This window comes from Microbacterium sp. PMB16, from assembly GCF_051294855.1.
In the GTDB taxonomy this organism is placed as follows: Bacteria; Actinomycetota; Actinomycetes; order Actinomycetales; family Microbacteriaceae; genus Microbacterium.
In genome coordinates this window covers 3,432,914-3,450,244 of record NZ_CP145908.1, presented here as the reverse complement: position 1 = coordinate 3,450,244, position 17,331 = coordinate 3,432,914, and the positions used below count along the sequence as shown (strand labels likewise).

16 protein-coding genes are annotated in these 17,331 nt (G+C 68.7%); 10 read left to right on the top strand and 6 right to left on the bottom strand.

The window, feature by feature from the left end; all coding sequences use genetic code 11:
- Positions 1-75 precede the first annotated feature (75 nt).
- Positions 76-1,092 carry a sugar-transfer associated ATP-grasp domain-containing protein gene (locus V5D55_RS16560; protein ID WP_435745085.1) on the bottom strand — a complete coding sequence of 339 codons (1,017 nt, stop codon included), beginning with the start codon at positions 1,090-1,092 and terminating at the stop codon, positions 76-78.
- Between the two features lie 81 nt (positions 1,093-1,173).
- Between V5D55_RS16560 and V5D55_RS16555 the strand changes: the two genes are divergently transcribed.
- Both V5D55_RS16555 and V5D55_RS16550 read left to right on the top strand, forming a co-directional pair.
- Positions 1,174-1,878, top strand: coding sequence for an alanine racemase (locus V5D55_RS16555; protein ID WP_435745082.1), 705 nt, complete (start codon positions 1,174-1,176; stop codon positions 1,876-1,878).
- Positions 1,875-2,918, top strand: a complete 1,044-nt coding sequence (locus V5D55_RS16550) for an alanine racemase (RefSeq protein WP_435745080.1) — start codon at positions 1,875-1,877, stop codon at positions 2,916-2,918. The genes V5D55_RS16555 and V5D55_RS16550 overlap by 4 nt, the downstream gene beginning before the upstream one ends.
- A 72-nt stretch (positions 2,919-2,990) precedes the next feature.
- On the opposite strand, the gene V5D55_RS16545 is transcribed toward V5D55_RS16550, so the two are convergent.
- A complete protein-coding gene (locus tag V5D55_RS16545; protein WP_435745077.1) occupies positions 2,991-3,209 on the bottom strand; it encodes a DUF7455 domain-containing protein in 219 nt (72 codons plus the stop codon).
- A 180-nt stretch (positions 3,210-3,389) separates the two neighbouring features.
- Here V5D55_RS16545 and V5D55_RS16540 point away from each other — a divergent pair, with 180 nt between their 5' ends.
- Entirely contained in the window at positions 3,390-5,516 is a 2,127-nt protein-coding gene (locus V5D55_RS16540; protein ID WP_435745075.1) for a DNA gyrase/topoisomerase IV subunit B, read from the top strand.
- A gap of 9 nt (positions 5,517-5,525) precedes the next feature.
- Here V5D55_RS16540 and V5D55_RS16535 read toward each other — a convergent pair whose 3' ends face one another.
- A complete protein-coding gene (locus V5D55_RS16535; RefSeq protein WP_435745074.1) occupies positions 5,526-6,743 on the bottom strand; it encodes a glycosyltransferase in 1,218 nt (405 codons plus the stop codon).
- 98 nt (positions 6,744-6,841) lie between these two features.
- On the opposite strand from V5D55_RS16535, the gene V5D55_RS16530 reads away from it, so the two are divergent.
- Genes V5D55_RS16530 through V5D55_RS16510 form a run of 5 tightly spaced genes read left to right on the top strand, consistent with a single transcriptional unit; the run spans position 6,842 to position 11,595 of the window.
- Positions 6,842-7,546 carry a GNAT family N-acetyltransferase gene (locus V5D55_RS16530; protein WP_435745071.1) on the top strand — a complete coding sequence of 235 codons (705 nt, stop codon included), beginning with the start codon at positions 6,842-6,844 and terminating at the stop codon, positions 7,544-7,546.
- A gap of 45 nt (positions 7,547-7,591) precedes the next feature.
- The gene (locus tag V5D55_RS16525; protein ID WP_435745069.1) at positions 7,592-8,581 is read left to right on the top strand and encodes an NAD-dependent epimerase/dehydratase family protein; all 990 of its coding nucleotides are present in this window, start codon (positions 7,592-7,594) and stop codon (positions 8,579-8,581) included.
- Positions 8,578-9,375: an MBL fold metallo-hydrolase gene (locus V5D55_RS16520; RefSeq protein ID WP_435745067.1), complete on the top strand. Its 798-nt coding sequence runs from the start codon at positions 8,578-8,580 to the stop codon at positions 9,373-9,375. The genes V5D55_RS16525 and V5D55_RS16520 overlap by 4 nt, the downstream gene beginning before the upstream one ends.
- Complete coding sequence (locus tag V5D55_RS16515) at positions 9,375-10,676, top strand: F390 synthetase-related protein (RefSeq protein WP_435745064.1); 1,302 nt, start codon at positions 9,375-9,377, stop codon at positions 10,674-10,676. Before V5D55_RS16520 ends, V5D55_RS16515 begins: the two co-directional genes overlap by 1 nt.
- Entirely contained in the window at positions 10,663-11,595 is a 933-nt protein-coding gene (locus V5D55_RS16510) for a 3-oxoacyl-ACP synthase III family protein (RefSeq protein WP_435745061.1), read from the top strand. The genes V5D55_RS16515 and V5D55_RS16510 overlap by 14 nt, the downstream gene beginning before the upstream one ends.
- A gap of 13 nt (positions 11,596-11,608) precedes the next feature.
- Here the strand turns inward: V5D55_RS16510 and V5D55_RS16505 are convergent, their stop codons facing one another.
- Positions 11,609-14,050: a DNA gyrase/topoisomerase IV subunit A gene (locus V5D55_RS16505; RefSeq protein ID WP_435745059.1), complete on the bottom strand. Its 2,442-nt coding sequence runs from the start codon at positions 14,048-14,050 to the stop codon at positions 11,609-11,611.
- A gap of 44 nt (positions 14,051-14,094) precedes the next feature.
- On the opposite strand from V5D55_RS16505, the gene V5D55_RS16500 reads away from it, so the two are divergent.
- A complete protein-coding gene (locus V5D55_RS16500; RefSeq protein WP_435745056.1) occupies positions 14,095-15,216 on the top strand; it encodes an alkaline phosphatase family protein in 1,122 nt (373 codons plus the stop codon).
- A 26-nt stretch (positions 15,217-15,242) separates the two neighbouring features.
- On the opposite strand, the gene sepH is transcribed toward V5D55_RS16500, so the two are convergent.
- A complete protein-coding gene (sepH, locus tag V5D55_RS16495; protein ID WP_435745054.1) occupies positions 15,243-16,295 on the bottom strand; it encodes a septation protein SepH in 1,053 nt (350 codons plus the stop codon).
- A gap of 199 nt (positions 16,296-16,494) precedes the next feature.
- Here sepH and V5D55_RS16490 point away from each other — a divergent pair, with 199 nt between their 5' ends.
- A complete protein-coding gene (locus V5D55_RS16490; protein ID WP_029259298.1) occupies positions 16,495-16,788 on the top strand; it encodes a DUF4193 domain-containing protein in 294 nt (97 codons plus the stop codon).
- 76 nt (positions 16,789-16,864) lie between these two features.
- Here the strand turns inward: V5D55_RS16490 and V5D55_RS16485 are convergent, their stop codons facing one another.
- Positions 16,865-17,326 carry a DUF3093 family protein gene (locus V5D55_RS16485; protein WP_435745052.1) on the bottom strand — a complete coding sequence of 154 codons (462 nt, stop codon included), beginning with the start codon at positions 17,324-17,326 and terminating at the stop codon, positions 16,865-16,867.
- Between the last annotated feature and the right edge of the window lie 5 nt (positions 17,327-17,331).

Here is a 17,331-nt window from a genome sequence, read left to right as displayed (position 1 = left end):
CCACCCTTCGTCAGGCCCAGGGACCGAATCGAGAAAGGCCCGGATGCTCAGCATCCGGGCCTTTCTCGTATCAGGTCAGAACCCGATGACCTCGCGGTAACGCGGCTTGTGTCCGGTGCGGACGCCGGTGACGCTCGGCTTGTTCTCGTAGACGCCGGCGCCCCAGTTGCCCTCGACGAGTACGGGGCCGTCGGGCGAGACCACGATGTCCCATCCGACGTACTGCACCTGTGGAACCACGCGCGCGACCTCGTCGATGAAGGCGCGCACCTCGTCCATGTACGGCAACTGGAAGTCGGCGATCGGGAAGCCGGTGTCGGGATGGGTCTCGTGCACGTGCCCGTGCGAGTCGTAGCCGGCGCCGACGGCGTGGCCGTTCTCGTCGAGCATCGTGTAGAAGCCGCCGAACGTCATCTGATCGCTCACCGCGCCGCGGCCGAACTTCTGGGCCATCGCGAGGATGTGCGCCTTCTCGCCGTCGAAGAAGGCGGTGACGCGCGTGGTGTTGACGGTGCCGGGACACACGGCCGCGAGGGCGTCGTGCTGGCGGATGACCTCTTCGATGAGCAGTTCGCCACGGCTCAGAAGACCGGCGTGGAACTCGTCCCAGTCGGTGATGTCGGCAGCGTGGTAGCGGTGCACGCCCGTGCCCGCCTGACCCACCGGTTCCTTCGTGACGATCGTGCCGAGACGCTGCGTGAGCTCCCGGACGGCATCCGCGTTCCCCTCGTCGACGATGAGCCAGTCACGGTGCAGGTGCGAGGCGAAGTGGCGGTTGAACTCGATCTTGTCCTGGAAGATCCAGCGGAAGTCGGGGTGGTCGTACCGCTGCGAGAGCTGGTTCGACACGGGGTGCGTCATGAACGTCTCGCGCTCCGCCTTGGTGAGCATGGCGAAGTCGTAGTCGATGTAGTCCTGGAATCCGACGTTGTGCCGGGCAGCAGACCAGAGCATGTCGACGACGATGGCCGGCACCGCCTTGTGGTGCTGCTCCGACGCCTCCTTGGCTCGCTCCACCACCGATCCGACATCGATGCGGCGGGCACGACCCAGCAGATAGCGGACGCGGGGCGCGAGGGAAAGACGAGACATTGGGCTCCGAGGGTAGGGGTCCCCACCAGTCTACGGGGGCTCACAGGCCAACCTGGGAAGCCGGAAGCTAGGCTGGAAAGCGTGTGTGACACGACTTCCAGCGCCCTGCCGCGTGCGGTGATCTCCCGCTCTGCGCTCGCTGCGGCGGCATCCACGGCTCTCCGCGCCGGGGGTCGCATCGCGGATCTGCGGCGCGATGCCTGGGGGCACGGCGTCCTCTCGGTCGCGCAGGCCGTGACCGCGGCAGGAGCCGAGCAGGTGCTCGTCGATTCGGACGGCGAGGTCGAGGCGCTGCGCCTGGAAGGCATCGTCGGCGTCACGGCGGCGACCGCGGACATCGACCCGGTGCTGTTGTACGGGCTGCCTGACGAGGACGGATCCTTCGACACGCGCCCCGTCATGAGGTTCGCCGGCCGCGTCCTCTCGACGAAGCTCCTCCGCGCGGGCGATGCGGTCTCGTATGGATACACGTTCCGCGCAGAGACCGACACGAACGTCGCGCTCGTCACCGGCGGGTACGCACAGGGCGTCGTGCGTGCTCTCGGCAACCACGCTCACGTCGAAGTCGACGGCAGGGCCAGGCCGATCGTCGGGCGCGTCGCGATGGACGTCTGCGTGATCGATCTGCAGGGGTCCGACGCAGAACTCGGAGCCGAGGTCACCTACTTCGGCGGGTCCGGACCCGCCGCTCCGGGGCTCGCCCGGTGGGCCGACGTGACAGGCTTGACGGTCGGCGAACTCGTCACCGTCGCCGGGGCGCACGCCGTCCGGGGGTGGGAGGCATGAACCGCCCGGAGCTGCGGATCAGCAGCGACGTCCTGCGCTCCAACATCGACGCTGTGCGGACCCGCATCGCACCGTCCACGCTCATGATGGTCCTCAAGGACGACGCGTACGGTCATGGGCTCTCGTGGGCCGTGGAGACCGCCGTGACGGCCGGTGTGAAGCTGTTCGGCAGCTACGACGTGCGAACCGGCTTGGACGCGCGGCGGATCGCCGGAGGTGGCGACGTGCGCGTCTTCGCCTGGGCGACGTCGTCGGATGCCGAGATCGACGAGGCCCTCGTTCGAAACATCGAGCTCGGCGTCGGATCCGCCGAGTACCTGCGGCGGATCATCTCCCGTGCCTCCGTCCTCGGCGTCACCGCACGCGTGCACCTGAAGATCGACACCGGACTGCATCGGAACGGCATCCTCCCCGAGGAATGGGCCGAGGCGGTCGCGGAGGCGCGGGCGGCCGAGCGCTCCGGAGTGCTCGCACTCGACGGCGTCTGGAGTCATATCTCCGAGGCCAGCGATGCCGACGACGATGAGGCGCAGGCGGCGTTCGTGGAGGCTCTCCGCGTCGCCGACGAATCCGGCGTCGCCCCGGCCGCACGGCATCTGACGGCGTCCGCCGCATCGTGGTGGCGGCCGGAGCTCCGCGGATCGGTGTCGCGCATCGGCGCCTTCTGCTACGGCATCCGCTCGGCCGACGGGCCGGAGCTCGAGGGCATCCGGCCGGTGGCCACGCTGGTCGCCGCGATCACGGACGTGGTGGAGGGCGACGGAGTGATCGGCATCGGGAGCTTCGACGGCCTGCCTTCCACGCTCGCCGATGCATCGGTCGGAACGCCCGCGGGCGCGCGCGTTCTGAAGCGGATCGATCCGGTGACGTCGATCATCGAGGGCTGGCCGGGAATGCGGATCGGTGACGAGGTCACGCTGTTCGGCGCGGGGGACCACGGGGAATCGAGCGCGACGAGTCTCGCTGAACGCATCGACACCGTCGGGGAAGAGATCCTCACCCGATTGAGCCCTCGCGTGCGTCGCGTCATCCAGGGATGAAGCCGCGTCATCCGGGGATGAAAAAGGCTCCGGACCGCGCCGAAGCGCGTCCCGGAGCCGGAGCGAAAGGGATCAGACGGTCTCGACGAGGCGGGCGCTCTCGTCGTGCCAGCTGGTCGCGATGCTGCGGAGCTTCTCTTCGTACTTGCGGCCGTGGTGGGCGCAGAACAGGAGCTCGGATCCGTTGACTTCGGCTGCGATGTACGCCTGAGCGCCGCAGGAATCACAACGATCCAGTGCGGTCAGGCGAAACTCGATGGCGGAAGCCTCACGTTCGGTCGTTGCATTCATCTCGGTGCCTCCTCGGGTGTCGGCCTCGCTGTGGGTGTGCTCAATACAACCATGCTGCACCTGTATGCATGCCCGGTTGACGGCGTGTTTCGCTCAGCGCGTACGCCGACGGCACGGGCTCCGGCCTGGTGGGGAGTGTCGGCGGCCCAGTCGGGGCTGTCGAGAATAGACTCGGAGATTGTGACCGCCGAGTATTCCGCCCATCATCTCCAGGTGCTCGAAGGGCTCGAGGCTGTCCGCAAGCGTCCCGGTATGTACATCGGTTCCAACGGATCGCCGGGCCTGATGCATTGCCTGTGGGAGATCATCGACAACGCCGTCGACGAGGCCGTCGACGGCAACGGCGCGAAGATCGACGTGATCCTCCACGACGACGGCAGTGTCGAGGTGCACGACCGTGGTCGCGGCATCCCCGTCGACGTCGAACCGCGCACGGGACTCACCGGCGTCGAGGTCGTCTTCACCAAGCTGCACGCCGGTGGAAAGTTCGGTGGCGGATCGTACGCGGCATCCGGTGGTCTGCACGGTGTCGGGGCCTCGGTCGTGAACGCACTCTCCGAGCGGCTCGACGTGGAGGTCGATCGGGGCGGCAAGACCTACGCGATGTCGTTCCACCGCGGTGAGCCCGGCATCTTCACGGACAGCGGCGAGAAGCGGCCGGATGCGCCGTTCACGCCGTTCGAGGACAAGAGCGAGCTCCGCGTCGTCGGCAAGGCGCCGCGCGGCGTCACCGGAACCCGTGTCCGCTACTGGGCCGACCGGCAGATCTTCACGAAGGATGCGACATTCCAGCTGGGCGAGCTCGAGACGCGCGCGCGGCAGACGGCGTTCCTGGTCCCCGGTCTCGAGATCGTCGTCCGCAACGACCGCGCCGAGGACCGCCCAGCGGCGGCCGGAGAGGACGGAGCCCTCCTCGACGCGAGCGCACCGAACGAGACCTCGTACCACTACGAGGGCGGAATCTCCGAGTTCGTCGACTACCTGGCGACCGACCCGCCCGTCACCGACAACTGGCGCATCCAGGGCGAGGGCACGTTCAAGGAGACCGTCCCTGTTCTGCAGGCGGACGGGCACATGATCGCCACGGAGGTCGAGCGCGTGTGCGCCGTCGACATCGCGCTCCGCTGGGGCACCGGTTACGACACCCGGGTGCGCTCCTTCGTCAACATCATCTCGACGCCCAAGGGCGGAACCCACCAGCAGGGCTTCGAGCAGGAGCTTCTGAAGGTGCTGCGCTCCCAGGTCGAGCAGAACGCGCGCCGGCTGAAGGTCGGCAACGACAAGCTCGAGAAGGACGACGTGCTCGCCGGGCTCACCGCCGTGCTCACGGTGAACGTGCCCGAGCCGCAGTTCGAGGGCCAGACCAAGGAGATCCTCGGTACGCCGGCCGTGCGGCAGATCGTGGCGCAGGTGATCCGCAAGGACCTCGCGCAGCGCTTCACCTCCACGAAGCGCGACGACAAGAACCAGGCGGCGCAGCTGCTCGACAAGATCGTCTCCGAGATGAAGGCACGCGTGTCCGCGCGGGCGCACAAGGAGACCCAGCGCCGCAAGAACGCGCTGGAGTCGTCGACGCTGCCGACCAAGCTCGTCGACTGCCGCACCAACGAGGTCGAGCGCAGCGAACTCTTCATCGTCGAGGGTGACTCGGCGCTCGGCACGGCCAAGAACGCCCGCAACAGTGAGTTCCAGGCTCTGCTGCCCATCCGCGGCAAGATCCTGAACGTGCAGAAGGCGTCGGTCAGCGACATGCTGTCGAACACCGAATGCGCCTCGATCATCCAGGTGATCGGGGCGGGCTCCGGTCGCACGTTCGACATCGACTCGGCCCGCTACGGCAAGGTGATCCTGATGAGCGACGCCGACGTCGACGGCGCCCACATCCGTACTCTGCTGCTCACGCTCTTCTTCCGCTACATGCGTCCGCTGATCGAGCACGGCCGCGTGTTCGCCGCCGTGCCTCCGCTGCACCGGGTGATCGTGATGAACCCCGGTTCGAAGCCGAACGAGACGATCTACACCTACAGCGAGCAGGAGATGCACGCGCTGCTGGCGAAGCTCCGCAAGGCCGGCAAACGCTGGCACGAGCCGATCCAGCGCTACAAGGGCCTCGGCGAGATGGATGCCGAGCAGCTCGCGAACACGACCATGGACAAGTCAGGGCGTCTGCTGCGCCGGGTGCGCATGGAGGATGCCGAGGCGGCCGGTCGGGTCTTCGAGCTGCTGATGGGCAACGAGGTCGCCCCGCGTCGCGAATTCATCATCGATTCCTCGGGCCAGCTGTCGCGCGAAGCCATCGACGCCTGAGCGGTCGGGTCAGCGGACCGCGTCCAGCGCGGCGTCATACACCGCGACGAGCGCCTCGCGGTGGGTGTGCTGTGCGACGAGGTCGCGGTGCGCGATCGCTGCTTCGCTGAGCGCGGTCAGCAACGCGGGGTCGTCTCTCAGCCGGGTCAGCGCGGCAGCGAGTCCTGCAGCGTCCGGAGTCTCCGTCACGAGACCACCGCCCGGGGGCAGGGTCTCCGCCAGGTCGGGATCTGTGACGATCACCGGCAGGCCGGTGGCGATCGCCTCGAGGATCACCATCGGCTGGTTGTCGAAGTCGAGGGAGCTGGAGACCAGGACGTGCGCCTCGCGCATCGCTGCGAGCACCTCGGACTGCGCGACGCTGCCGTGCACGCGGATGCGCCCGTCGGGGAGATCAGCCGCACGTCGTGACACGGCGGCCCGCGAGACGCCGTCGCCGTACATGTGCGCGGCGATTCCCGGTACCTGCCCCACGGCTTCGAGGAAGACATCGGGACGCTTCTCCGGGGAGAGTCGACCGCACCACATCACCCGCAACTGCTCGCCAGGCGGGACGATTCGCACCTCGGGAATGCCCGCCGCATCGAGCACCGACCGTTCGAGCCCGTTCGAGAGCACCGTGATCGGCGTCTCGACTCCCTGGGCGCTGAGCTTCTGAGCGAAGTGCGCCGAGGGGACGATGACGTGGTCGGCGTGGTTGGCCTGGCTCACCATCAGCCGCCACATCCGTCGCGCCGTGCGCGTGCGCGTGTACGGAGACGACGAGTCGACATCGGACCGGTCGTGGCTCATGCGCCGCCGATGCATGCCGGCCAGCAACGCCGTCGTGATGCCGGGCAGCGGCAGGACGGATCGGGTGTAGACATCGACCCGGCCGTGCATGGTCTGCACGACGGGTATGCCGAGTGCGCGAGCGGCTTCGAACCCGGCCAGCGCCGCGAACATCTCGGTGTGCACATGAGCCACATCGACCGCATGCGCCCGCAGCTCCTGCTGCAGCATGGCGGCGGCCGCGGCGGGCGACCAGGTGAACGGATAGCCGTCGGGAGCGAAGCCCCGCGCGGTCGGCAGCCGGATGACCGAGGGATCGGCGCTTGGTGCGGAGAGCGGCGCGAACACCAGCACCTCGTGGCCGGATCGCTCCAACTCCTCCTTGTGGGCCTTGATCACGGTCTGCACTCCACCGAGCGTCGGCAGGTAGTAGTCGGTGACCATGGCGATGCGCACCCCCTCAGACTAGGACGTCGTCGACGGTTCGCCGGGTGAGCGGTGGCTCGGCTACGCTCTTTGCTGAGCAATCGCCCCGGCTCGAAAGGTCGTCCGTCGTGTTCTCGCCCCTCGTTCTCGCCCAGTGGATCCCCGACGGTGTCGCTGGATCCGATGACGGAGTGGTCGTGTCGATCGACACCACTCCACGGACGAATCGGTCGGCGTCGCTTCTGCGCGTCGAAAAAGGACCCGTGGTGCTTTCTCTCTCGCCTACACGGGCGAGAGAGCTCCGCCTCAGCGATGGAGAGCGCGTCGACCCAGGGGAGCTGTCTGCCCGAGTCGAGACGGCGGGGCTTTCCTTCCATGGCGCCGATCACCTCTTCTATCTGGCCGTCCGGGCCCAGGCCGCGCTTCGGGGCGAGGCAAGCCGGTCGGAAACGCGTCAGCTCAGCGCCGACGATGCCGCGCTGTTCGAGGGTTTCACGGCGGAGGCACCCGAGGACGATCTCGACGACGCGTTCGTCGAACTCGACCACTGGCTGGTCTTCGGCACCTTCGTCGGCGACAGGCTGGTGTCCGCCGCGAGCATGTATCCGTGGGACGGGACTCGGCTCGCCGACCTCGGAGTGATCACGCTTCCGGCGTTCCGCGGCAGAGGCTGGGGTCGAGCGACGGTCCGAGCCATGAGTGCTGAAGCGCTCCGGCGGGGATACGAGCCGCAATATCGCTGTCAACTCGACAATGCCGCCTCCGTCGCGCTCGCGCGAGCGGCGGGGTTCACCGTCTTCGGCGAGTGGGACGTCATTCCTGCGGACTCCTGACGGTCGTGCGACCCTCGGCAGGAGGGGGCCGCTATGGTGAAGAGCATGTCCGGAGCCCGTGTGTTGGTGACGGGGGCGAGCGGGTTCCTCGGTGGCCATGTGGTGCGCGATCTTCAGGCTCACGGCATCGAGGTCTTCGCTGCCGGGCGTAACGCAGAAACCCTGGCTGCGGTCGCGGACGCCGAGCACCGCCTGACGGGCGATCTGCGGTCTCTGGCCTCCGTCGCGCTGCCGGTGGACGCCGTGATCCATTGCGCGGCGCTCTCGACCCCCTGGGGGCCGTGGCGGGCCTTCCGTGAGGCGAATGTCGAGGGCACAGCGCATGTCGTGGAGTTCGCCCGCCGGAACGGGGTGCGACGGATCGTGCACGTGTCCTCGCCGAGCGTGTACGCCGCGCCACGCGATCGCCTGCTGATCCGCGAGGCCGAGGTCGACCCCGACAACCGGCTCAACGGGTACATCCGCTCCAAGATCGCAGCGGAGGCGCTGCTGCAGGCGGCCCGACTCGCGGGGGAGGTCCGGGAACTCGTGATCGTGCGGCCCCGCGGGTTGATCGGGATCGGCGACCCGAGTCTGATCCCGCGTCTGATCGACGTGCACCGCCGACTCGGGATGCCGCTGTTCGACGGCGGCGAGAACCTGATCGATGTCACCGCGGTCGAGAACGTGGCGACGGCGCTGCGGCTCGCGATCGACGCGGGAGACCCGGCCGGCGGCGTGTACAACATCAGCAACGACGACCCCCGGCCGTTCCGGGACCTGTTGGTCGAGCTGCTCGAGCTCCTCGGGGAGACGCCGCGGATGAGGCCGATGAACCGCCGGGCGGCGTGGGGTCTGGCGACGGCGCTGGAGGGGATCTGCCGGGTGACACCCGGGCGTCCTGAGCCGCCGCTCACGCGGTACACGCTCAGCACGATCGCGTACTCGCAGACTCTCGACCTGACACGCGCCAAGGCGGAGCTCGGGTATCGGCCGCACATCTCCCTCGACGATGCGCTCGCCCGTGTCGCGGCGAACCTGCGAGCGGCAGCATGAGCGGGCGCCTGCGGCACTACGTCTGCGGGAGCACGAGCCACGATCTCGCGGCGATGTTCCGCGGTGGGGCGCATGAGGTGCGGCAGTTCCCCTCGGGAGTCTTCCTGTACGACGGCGCGGGCGGGCAGCGCGTGCTCTTCGACACCGGCTACGCGGCGGGCGAGTGGAACACCGGCTGGCGCGGTGCCGTGTACCGCTGCCTGCTCCCGCCGAAGATCGCGTCGACCGATGACATCGCCCGACAGCTGCGGGAAGACGGCGTGGATCCGGTATCCGTCACGCACGTGGTGCTGTCGCATCTGCATCCGGATCATGTGGGCGGCGTCGCGCATTTCCCCGGTGCGACATTCGTGCTGACGTCGGGGTTGCAGCGATCGCTGCACGCGCCACGGCTCCGCGCCGGCATCCTGACGGGCCTCTTCCCGCCGTGGTTCGGCGACGCCGCGACACTCGTTCTCGACGAGGAGGCGTTCCTGGCCACGGAGGTCGCCGGCGTTCCCATCCGCGCCGCGGATCTGCTCGGAGACGGCAGCTACCTGATCCTCGATCTCCCCGGTCATGCCGACGGTCACGTCGGCGCAGTGATCGAAGGACGTGTGCTGATCGCCGGCGATGCGGGCTGGGGCCGCGACCTGCTGGGAGCGGCGGATGATCTCCGGGCGTTGCCACGCGCGGTGCAGCACGATTATGCCGAGTACACGCGAACGGCCGTCCGCCTGCAGGAGATCGCGGCCGCGGGCGTCCACATCGTGTGCAGCCACGACCCGCTCGTCGAGAAGGAGCTCCTCTCCTGATGTCCAAGGTGCGGATCCTGCGCGAGTTCGTGGCGGCGCGATGGTGGCGGCCACTGCGCACGCGCGCCGCCGTCGAGCGGCGTCAGGCGAGGCTGCTGCGCCGGCAGCTTCGGTTCCTCCGACGCCGGTCGCCCTATTTCCGCGATCTTCTCGAGACGCACGCCTTCGACGAGCTCCCGCTGATGGACAAGAGCGTGATGATGAATCGCTTCGACGAGATCAACACCGTCGGGGTGCGTCGGGACGAGGCCCTGGCCCTTGCGATCGCCAACGAGCGGTCGCGGGACTTCGCGGCCGACCTCGGTGCGAACTCGGTCGGGCTCTCCAGTGGCACCAGCGGTCACCGCGGTCTCTTCATCGTGAGTCCGCGCGAACGCGATGCCTGGGTGGGGACCGTTCTGGCCCGCACCCTGCCGCGCGGCAAGCTCACCGGGCACCGGATCGCCCTGTTCCTCCGGGCCGACAACAGCCTGTACGAATCCGTCGGTTCCCGAGCGGTGTCGTTCTCGTACTTCGACGTGCACACCGACATGGCGGAGAACATCCGTCGACTCGACGACTTCCAGCCGACGATCCTGGTGGCGCCGCCCTCTGTGCTCCGGCTCATCGCGCGCGCGGCAGAAGCGGGGACACTCGGGGTGCTCCCGCAGAAGGTCTACACCGTCGCCGAGGTCCTCGAGGTCGCAGATGAGGGCCGCATCGCCTCCGCGCTGGGTCAGGAGCGTGTGCACCAGCTGTACCAGTGCACCGAGGGATTCCTCGCGCACACCTGCGAGCAGGGCGTGATCCACTTGAACGAGGACAGCGTGCTCTTCGAGCGAGAGCCGCTCGACGACGAGCGCTTCACACCGATCATCACCGATCTCCGTCGCCGCGCGCAGCCGATCGTGCGCTATCGCCTCGGTGACGTTCTTCGCCCCCGCGCGACCCCGTGCCCGTGCGGGAGCGCGCTGACGGCGATCGAGCGGATCGAAGGACGGGAAGGCGACACGTTGCTGTTCCGCGGCCGCGACGGCCGAACCGTCCCCGTGTTCGCCGACGTGATGACCCGCGCGCTGCTCTACGCGGAAGGCTTCGACGAATACCGTGTGGTGCAGACGCACGCGTCGCTCCTCGAGATCGCCCTGGATGTGCTCGATGATCGGACGACGGACAGCGTCAGGCACGAGGTGCAGTCGCTCGCGGACCGGCTGGGCTGCGAACGTCCGGAGATCGTCTTCACCGCCTACGAGCGGGATGGTTCGGTGAAGCTGCGCCGGGTGGTGCGGACCTGGAGGGGGACTGCCGATGAAGAGCTGTGAGATCGTCGGATGGGGGAGCGTGCTCCCACCGGATGCCGTGCGTTTCGGCGACGAGGTGCGCTATCGCATCGCGGAGGACGTGTCGCATCTGGACATGCTCGCCGGCGCCTGCACGCGCGCACTGGAACACGCGGGCATCGGCATCGACGACGTCGATCTGGTGCTCGGGGCGTCGGCTGCGGGCGTCCAGCCCATTCCCTGTACCGCAGCGCTCGTCCTGGAACGGCTGACGCTCGCAGGGCACGCCGCCGCCTTCGACGTGAACTCGACCTGCACCAGCTTCATCACCGCCCTCGACGTCGCTTCCCGCTACCTCGACGCCGGCGACCACGAGACGATCCTCGTCTTCGCGGGCGACGTCGGCACGCGATTCCTGAACCCTGCTCAACGCGAGAGCTATGAGCTGTTCAGCGACGCGGCGGTGGCAGTCGTCCTCCGCCGATCCGCCGACGCGGAGCGCGGTGTGATCGCCAGCGCACAGCAGACCTGGCCCGCCTATGCGCACGACACCGAGATCCGCGGCGGCCTGTCACGCTCTCCCGCACAGATCTTCGCTGATGCGGATCCCGCTGACTACCTGTTCGACATGAACGGGCGGCGGGCCCTGCTCGGCATGATGCGCGTGCTGCCGGAATTCTTCGAGCGGTTCCACGCCAAGAGCGGGCTCGACTACGACGATGTGGCGCTCTGGGTGCCGCACCAGGCGTCGGCGGCGCTCGGGCCGATGCTCGACCGCCTCGGCATCCCCGAGGATCGCCGCGTCGACGAGGTCGCGAGGTTCGGGAACATGGTGTCGGCATCCGTGCCGTTCATGCTCACTCGCGCTCTGGAGTCCGGGCGCATCGGCGCCGGCGATACCGTCATCCTCTGCGGCACGGCCGCCGGACTCACTGCGAACATCCTCGCCCTGCGGCTCTGAGGCGGCGAAGCGCTCAGACGATCGTGCGGCCGATACTGCCGATCACGCCGTCGATCGGCTGACCGGAGGCGTCTCTCCGCGCACCCGCGTCGGGGAGCTTGCGCACCGCGCCCGTCGGATCGACGGCCTGTGCAGGGCCCGGCCCCACCCAGGCGACCGTGAGCCGGTCTTCGCCCTTCAGGAACGAGTGGGCCCGCACACCGCCGGTCGCGCGGCCCTTCGCGGGGTACTCCGCGAACGAGGTCACCTTGGCGCGGCCGGGATCGGTGCCCGGCAGGATGCTGTCTCCGCCCGAGACCGTGGCCACGACGGCTTCCGCGCCCGAGGACACAACGCCGAAGGACAGCACCGAAGCACCGGATCCGAGCTTGATCCCGGCCATGCCACCGGCGGGCGCTCCCTGCGGCCGCACCGCGGATGCCGGGAAGTGCAGCAGCTGCGCATCGGTCGTCACGAACACGAGTTCGGAATCGTCCGGAGCATCGGCGGCACCGACCACCGAGTCGCCGGGCTTCATGCCGATGACCTCGAGGTCGGGGCGGACCGGGAGCGTCGCCGGGACGATGCGCTTCACCGTGCCCTGAGCCGTGCCCAGCGCGATCGGCGTCTCGCTGTCGAAGCGCACGAAACCGATGACCTTCTCGCCCTTCGTTGTGATGCCGAGGTAGTCGCGCAGGGGCGTGCCTGCAGCCAGCTGCACGGATGTCGCGGGCACCGAAGGCAGGTCGACGGGGGAGAAGCGCACGACCCGGCCGGCGCTGGTCAGCGCACCGAGCTCGGCCCGGACCGTGGTCTCGACCGTCGTCAGGATGGCGTCGTGCTTGCTCCGCCTCGCCGGGACGGTGAGTTCCTGTCCCTCGACGAGGTCGATGCGCACGGCCCGTCCCGTCGTCGACAGCACCAGGACGGTCGGCGCGTCGGCGATCTGCAGGTCGGCCGTGCCCTTGGTGGCCCGCGGCTTCGGGGGAGCGGCGTTCATGAGCATCGTGCGACGCGGCGTCCCGTAGGCATCTGCGGCGGCATCGAGCTCGCGGGCGACGACGGCCCGCAGAAGCACGGGGCTCGCGAGCAGTTCGCGCAGGGCGGCGATCTCCGCGAGGAGCGCGTCGCGCTCGGTCTCCAGCTCGATGCGGGAGAACTTCGTGAGGCGGCGCAGGCGCAGCTCGAGGATGTACTCCGCCTGCAGCTCGCTCAGGTCGAAGACGGAGCGGAGGCGCGTGCGCGCCTGCTCGGAGTCGTCGGACGAGCGGATGACCTGGATGACCTCGTCGATGTCGAGGATCGCGACGAGCAGGCCCTCCACGAGGTGCAGGCGCTCCTCGTGACGTGCGAGCCGGTAACGGCTGCGCCGGGTGATGACCTCGAGGCGGTGCCCCACGTAGACGCTGAGCATCTCCTTGAGGCCGAGCGTGCGCGGCTGACCTTCCACGAGCGCGACGTTGTTGATGCTGAAGGAGTCCTCGAGCGGCGTCAACCGGTACAGCTGGTCGAGCACGGCGTTCGGATCGAAACCGGTCTTGATGCCGATCGCCACGCGCAGGCCGTGGTTGCGGTCGGTGAGGTCGGTGACGTCGCTGATGCCCTGGAGCTTCTTCGACTGCACGGCATCGCGGATCTTCTCGATGAGGCGTTCCGGCCCGACCATGTACGGGAGCTCGGACACGACGATGCCGGTGCGCCGGGGACCGAGCGGTTCGATCGAGATCTTGCCGCGGACCTTGAGGGCGCCGCGGCCGTTCGTGTACGCGTCCTTGACGCCGTCGAGGCCCATGAGGACGCCGCCCGAGGGGAAGTCCGGTCCCGGGACGAACTCCATCAGGTCCTCGGTCGTGGCATCCGGATTCTCGAGCAGATGCGTCGCTGCCGCGACGACTTCGATCAGGTTGTGCGGCGCCATGTTGGTCGCCATGCCGACGGCGATCCCGCTGGCGCCGTTGACCAGGAGGTTCGGGAAGGCGGCGGGGAGCACCGCGGGCTGCTGGAACTGCCCGTCGTAGTTCGGGATGAAATCGACGACGTCCTCGTCGAGATTCTCGGTCAGCGCGAGTGCCGCGCCCGCGAGCCGCGCCTCGGTGTAGCGCGCCGCCGCGGGGCCGTCGTCGAGGGAGCCGAAGTTGCCGTGGCCGTCGACCAGGGGCACGCGCAGGGCGAAGTCCTGAGAGAGGCGCACCAGGGCGTCGTAGATCGCCGAATCGCCGTGCGGGTGGAGCTTTCCCATCACTTCGCCGACGACGCGCGCGCTCTTCACATGGCCGCGATCGGGACGCAGGCCCATCTCCGCCATCTGGTAGAGGATGCGGCGCTGAACGGGCTTCAGTCCGTCACGCGCATCCGGAAGGGCGCGCGAATAGATGACCGAGTACGCGTACTCGAGGAACGAGCCCTGCATCTCGCTTCCGAGGTCGATGTCCTGGATGCGTTCCTCGACGGGCTCGGGCGGCGGGGTTTTCGGCATGGACTTCCTGAGGGCGTGAAGGAGCCTGTGTCAGACTGGCTCGGATGTCCCTCATGCTACCGTCCGAGTCGCCCAGTGCCCGGAGCGTCGTCGGGGTGGCGGGCGACCTGTTCGCCGCGCTCCGCGGCGAGTCGGACGTGCTGCCGCGCGCCGAATCAGTGGTGCTCGTCGTGATCGACGGACTGGGGGCGATCAGTCTCCGCGCCCATGCCGGTCACGCTCGCTCGTTGACCGGCGGGATGACCAAGCGCGATGTCGCGCAGTCGGTCTTCCCTTCGACGACGGCCGCCGCGCTCACCAGCATCGTCACCGGCGTGTGGCCGGGGGAGCACGGTTTGGTGGGGTACCGCGTGCTCGATCCGAGCCGCGATGTGCTGGTCAACCAGCTGAGCGGGTGGGAGTCCGACGGCCTCGATCCGCTCGTCTGGCAACCGGCGCCGACGATCTTCGAACAGGCGGCCGCGCGCGGGCATTCGAGCTTCGCCGTCGGCATCGCCGCGTATGCTCGCAGCGGATTCACCAGAGCGACTCTTCGTGGTGCCGAGTTCGTCGCCGCCGCGACGCCCGCGGAGCGGGTGGAGACGGCCTACGAGCTCGCGCAGCGGCATCCGGGATCCCTCGTGTACTGCTACCTGCCCGAGGTCGACAAGGCCGGCCACAAGCACGGCATCGACTCCTCCGAGTGGCTGGCGGCCCTGGAGACCATCGATGCCGCGCTGTCCATCAGAGTGCCGACGGGCGTCGGAGTCGTCGTGACGTCGGATCACGGGATGGTCGACGTCCCGGCGAGCCGGCAGGTCGTGCTCGAGGAGGAGCATCTCACCGGCATCCGCCATGTGGGGGGCGAGCCGCGGATGCTGCACGCGTACCTCGCACCGGACGCGGATCACGGGGCTGTGCTGAGCCGCTGGCGGGATGATCTGGATGGCGTGGCCGATGTCGTGACGCGCGACGAGGCGATCGCCCGCGGGTTCTTCGGTCCGACCGTCACGGGTGCCGCATCATCCCGCATCGGTGACATGCTCGCCGTCGCTCGCGGAACGTGGGCGCTGTATGACGGGACGGCCGCGGACCAGCGGGGCAGAGGCATGGTCGGACAGCACGGCGCGCTCACGCCGGAGGAACGTCAGGTCCCTCTGATCAGATTCGGCGCCTTCGCGCGCTGACCGGCGTCGCGCGCGCCGTCACCTGATCATTCGTCGGTGCGTGCACCGAAGACGATCTCGTCCCACGACGGCATGGCGTTGCGACGTCGCCGACGCGAGCCACCATCTGCCGAGTCGGAGGGTGTGGCCTGCGGGGCGGATGCGGGGGAGCCCGGCGCCTCGTCGTCCGGCTGGTCGAACGCGTCGAACAACGAGATCGGGCTCTGCTCGACGTGGTCCGCATCGTCGACGTCGTCGATCAGTGGAGCCGTCTCGCGCTGCCCACGACGGCGACGGAGCGCCTCCAGCAGGTCGGCGGTCTCCGGACTCGTCGTCTGCGTTTCGGGAGCGCGGTTGATGGCCGCTGCCTGCGCGGCGGCATCCGATCGCTCGGGAAGGCTGGGATCTTCGAGATCGGCCTCGGGTGCGGGAAGCAGCCGGGGGCCGAAGGCGCCGGAGTCGAACCGGCTCTCGTCCTTGTACGGGGACTGCGTGCGCTCGGGGTCGACGGCTCGCAGACGCGGGATCAGCCCGTCGGGAAGGGACCCCTGACGGGAGAGCTGGGTGGCGTCGGCGTTGAGCGGCGCCAACGCGCTGCGGCGGGGATCGAAGCTCCAGCGCGCGTCGTGGTCGACATCGTTCGCGGTGAACTCCAGCTTCACGATCCAGCCGGTGTCTTCCTTCCAGCTCGCCCAGCGCTCTGCCGTTGCAGCGACCTCGGCCAGCTTGTCGCGGACGGCCGCTCCGAAGGTCGGCTGGGCGTCTGGTTCGACCTCGCTGCCGATGAGGACGGGGACGGCGAGCGCCTGACCGATGATGTGCTCCCGCTCGGCGAGGACGGGCCCCTCGAAACGAGAGACGTCTTCGACGCTGATGCCGAGGAGCTCGGAGACCTCGACCGCGGTGAGTCCGGCGCGGATCTGTGCCTGGATGTCGCGGGGGCTGGCGGCGAGACGGTGGCCGGCCGGTTCGCCCTGGCGGGTGGCGCGGCGGATCTCGCGCTGCAGCATGTCGTCGATGGGCAGCGCGAACCGCTCGCCCGACTCGGTCGCGAGTACGAGGACTCCTGCTTCTGTGCCGACGATGGTGACGTTTTCCATGCGAATTGCCCCTCTGATGGGTGTGCGTTCATGGTGTCACGCGACCGGGCCCACAGCCGGGAATACTCTGGGCGTGCCGTGAGTTTGCTCTGTCGCATGGACCGGCATTTGCTTATTACGTTCGGGTCATGCAAACTATGGCCGCCGATTACCCGACGGCACGCCACCCACTCGCACCATGAAAGTGGAGATTCACCGCATGGCCACCGATTACGACGCTCCCCGTAAGAGTGAAGACGACTCCGAGTCGATCGAAGCCCTCAAGGAGCGTGTGCCGGACAAACTCTCCGGCTCCAGCGGGGACGAAGACTCCGACAACCCGTCGAGCTTCGACCTCCCGGGTGCTGACCTTTCCGACCTCGAGCTCGACGTCGTCGTGCTGCCAGCGCAGCAGGACGAATTCACGTGCATGAGCTGCTTCCTCGTGAAGCACCGCTCACAGCTCGACCACGAAGGCGCATCCGGACCCATCTGCAAGGAGTGCGCTGCGTAGCAGCCCTCCGACGACACCCACGCGCCCCCGACCTCACGGTCAGGGGCGCGCTGTCGTTCTCGGGTGCTGTGGGCGGTCAGCGCGCCGCGCGGATCGCGGCCGCGAGACGGTCGGGAGTGCGGGTCGATATCGTCCAGGTCTCGACCGGGTCGTCCTGATCCGTGTTCGGCACGATCACGACACCGTCGATGCCGCCGCGGATCAGATGCCAGCCTCGTGCCGGCAGACCGGGGCCTCTGGCGTGTCTGGCTTCGTCGCCGGACAGCGCGATGGGTTCGCCCAGAAAGCGGGTGTCGATGTGCGCGCGCCCGGCACGGACCGTCGTCCCCGCGACCGAGACCACGGGAGTCGCGGCGATGAACGCCACCACGAGGACCGCGGAGACGGCGGCGCCGACGATCAGCGCCACCGTCGCGCCGATCGGCACGAAGATGAGCGCCACCATGGGACCGGCGAGCGCGACGGTCACCAGCAGCGGCAGGCTGGGCGCGAGTCGTTCGCGGTACAGGGGACGTGCGTCCGTGGTGGGGTTCTGCATTAGCC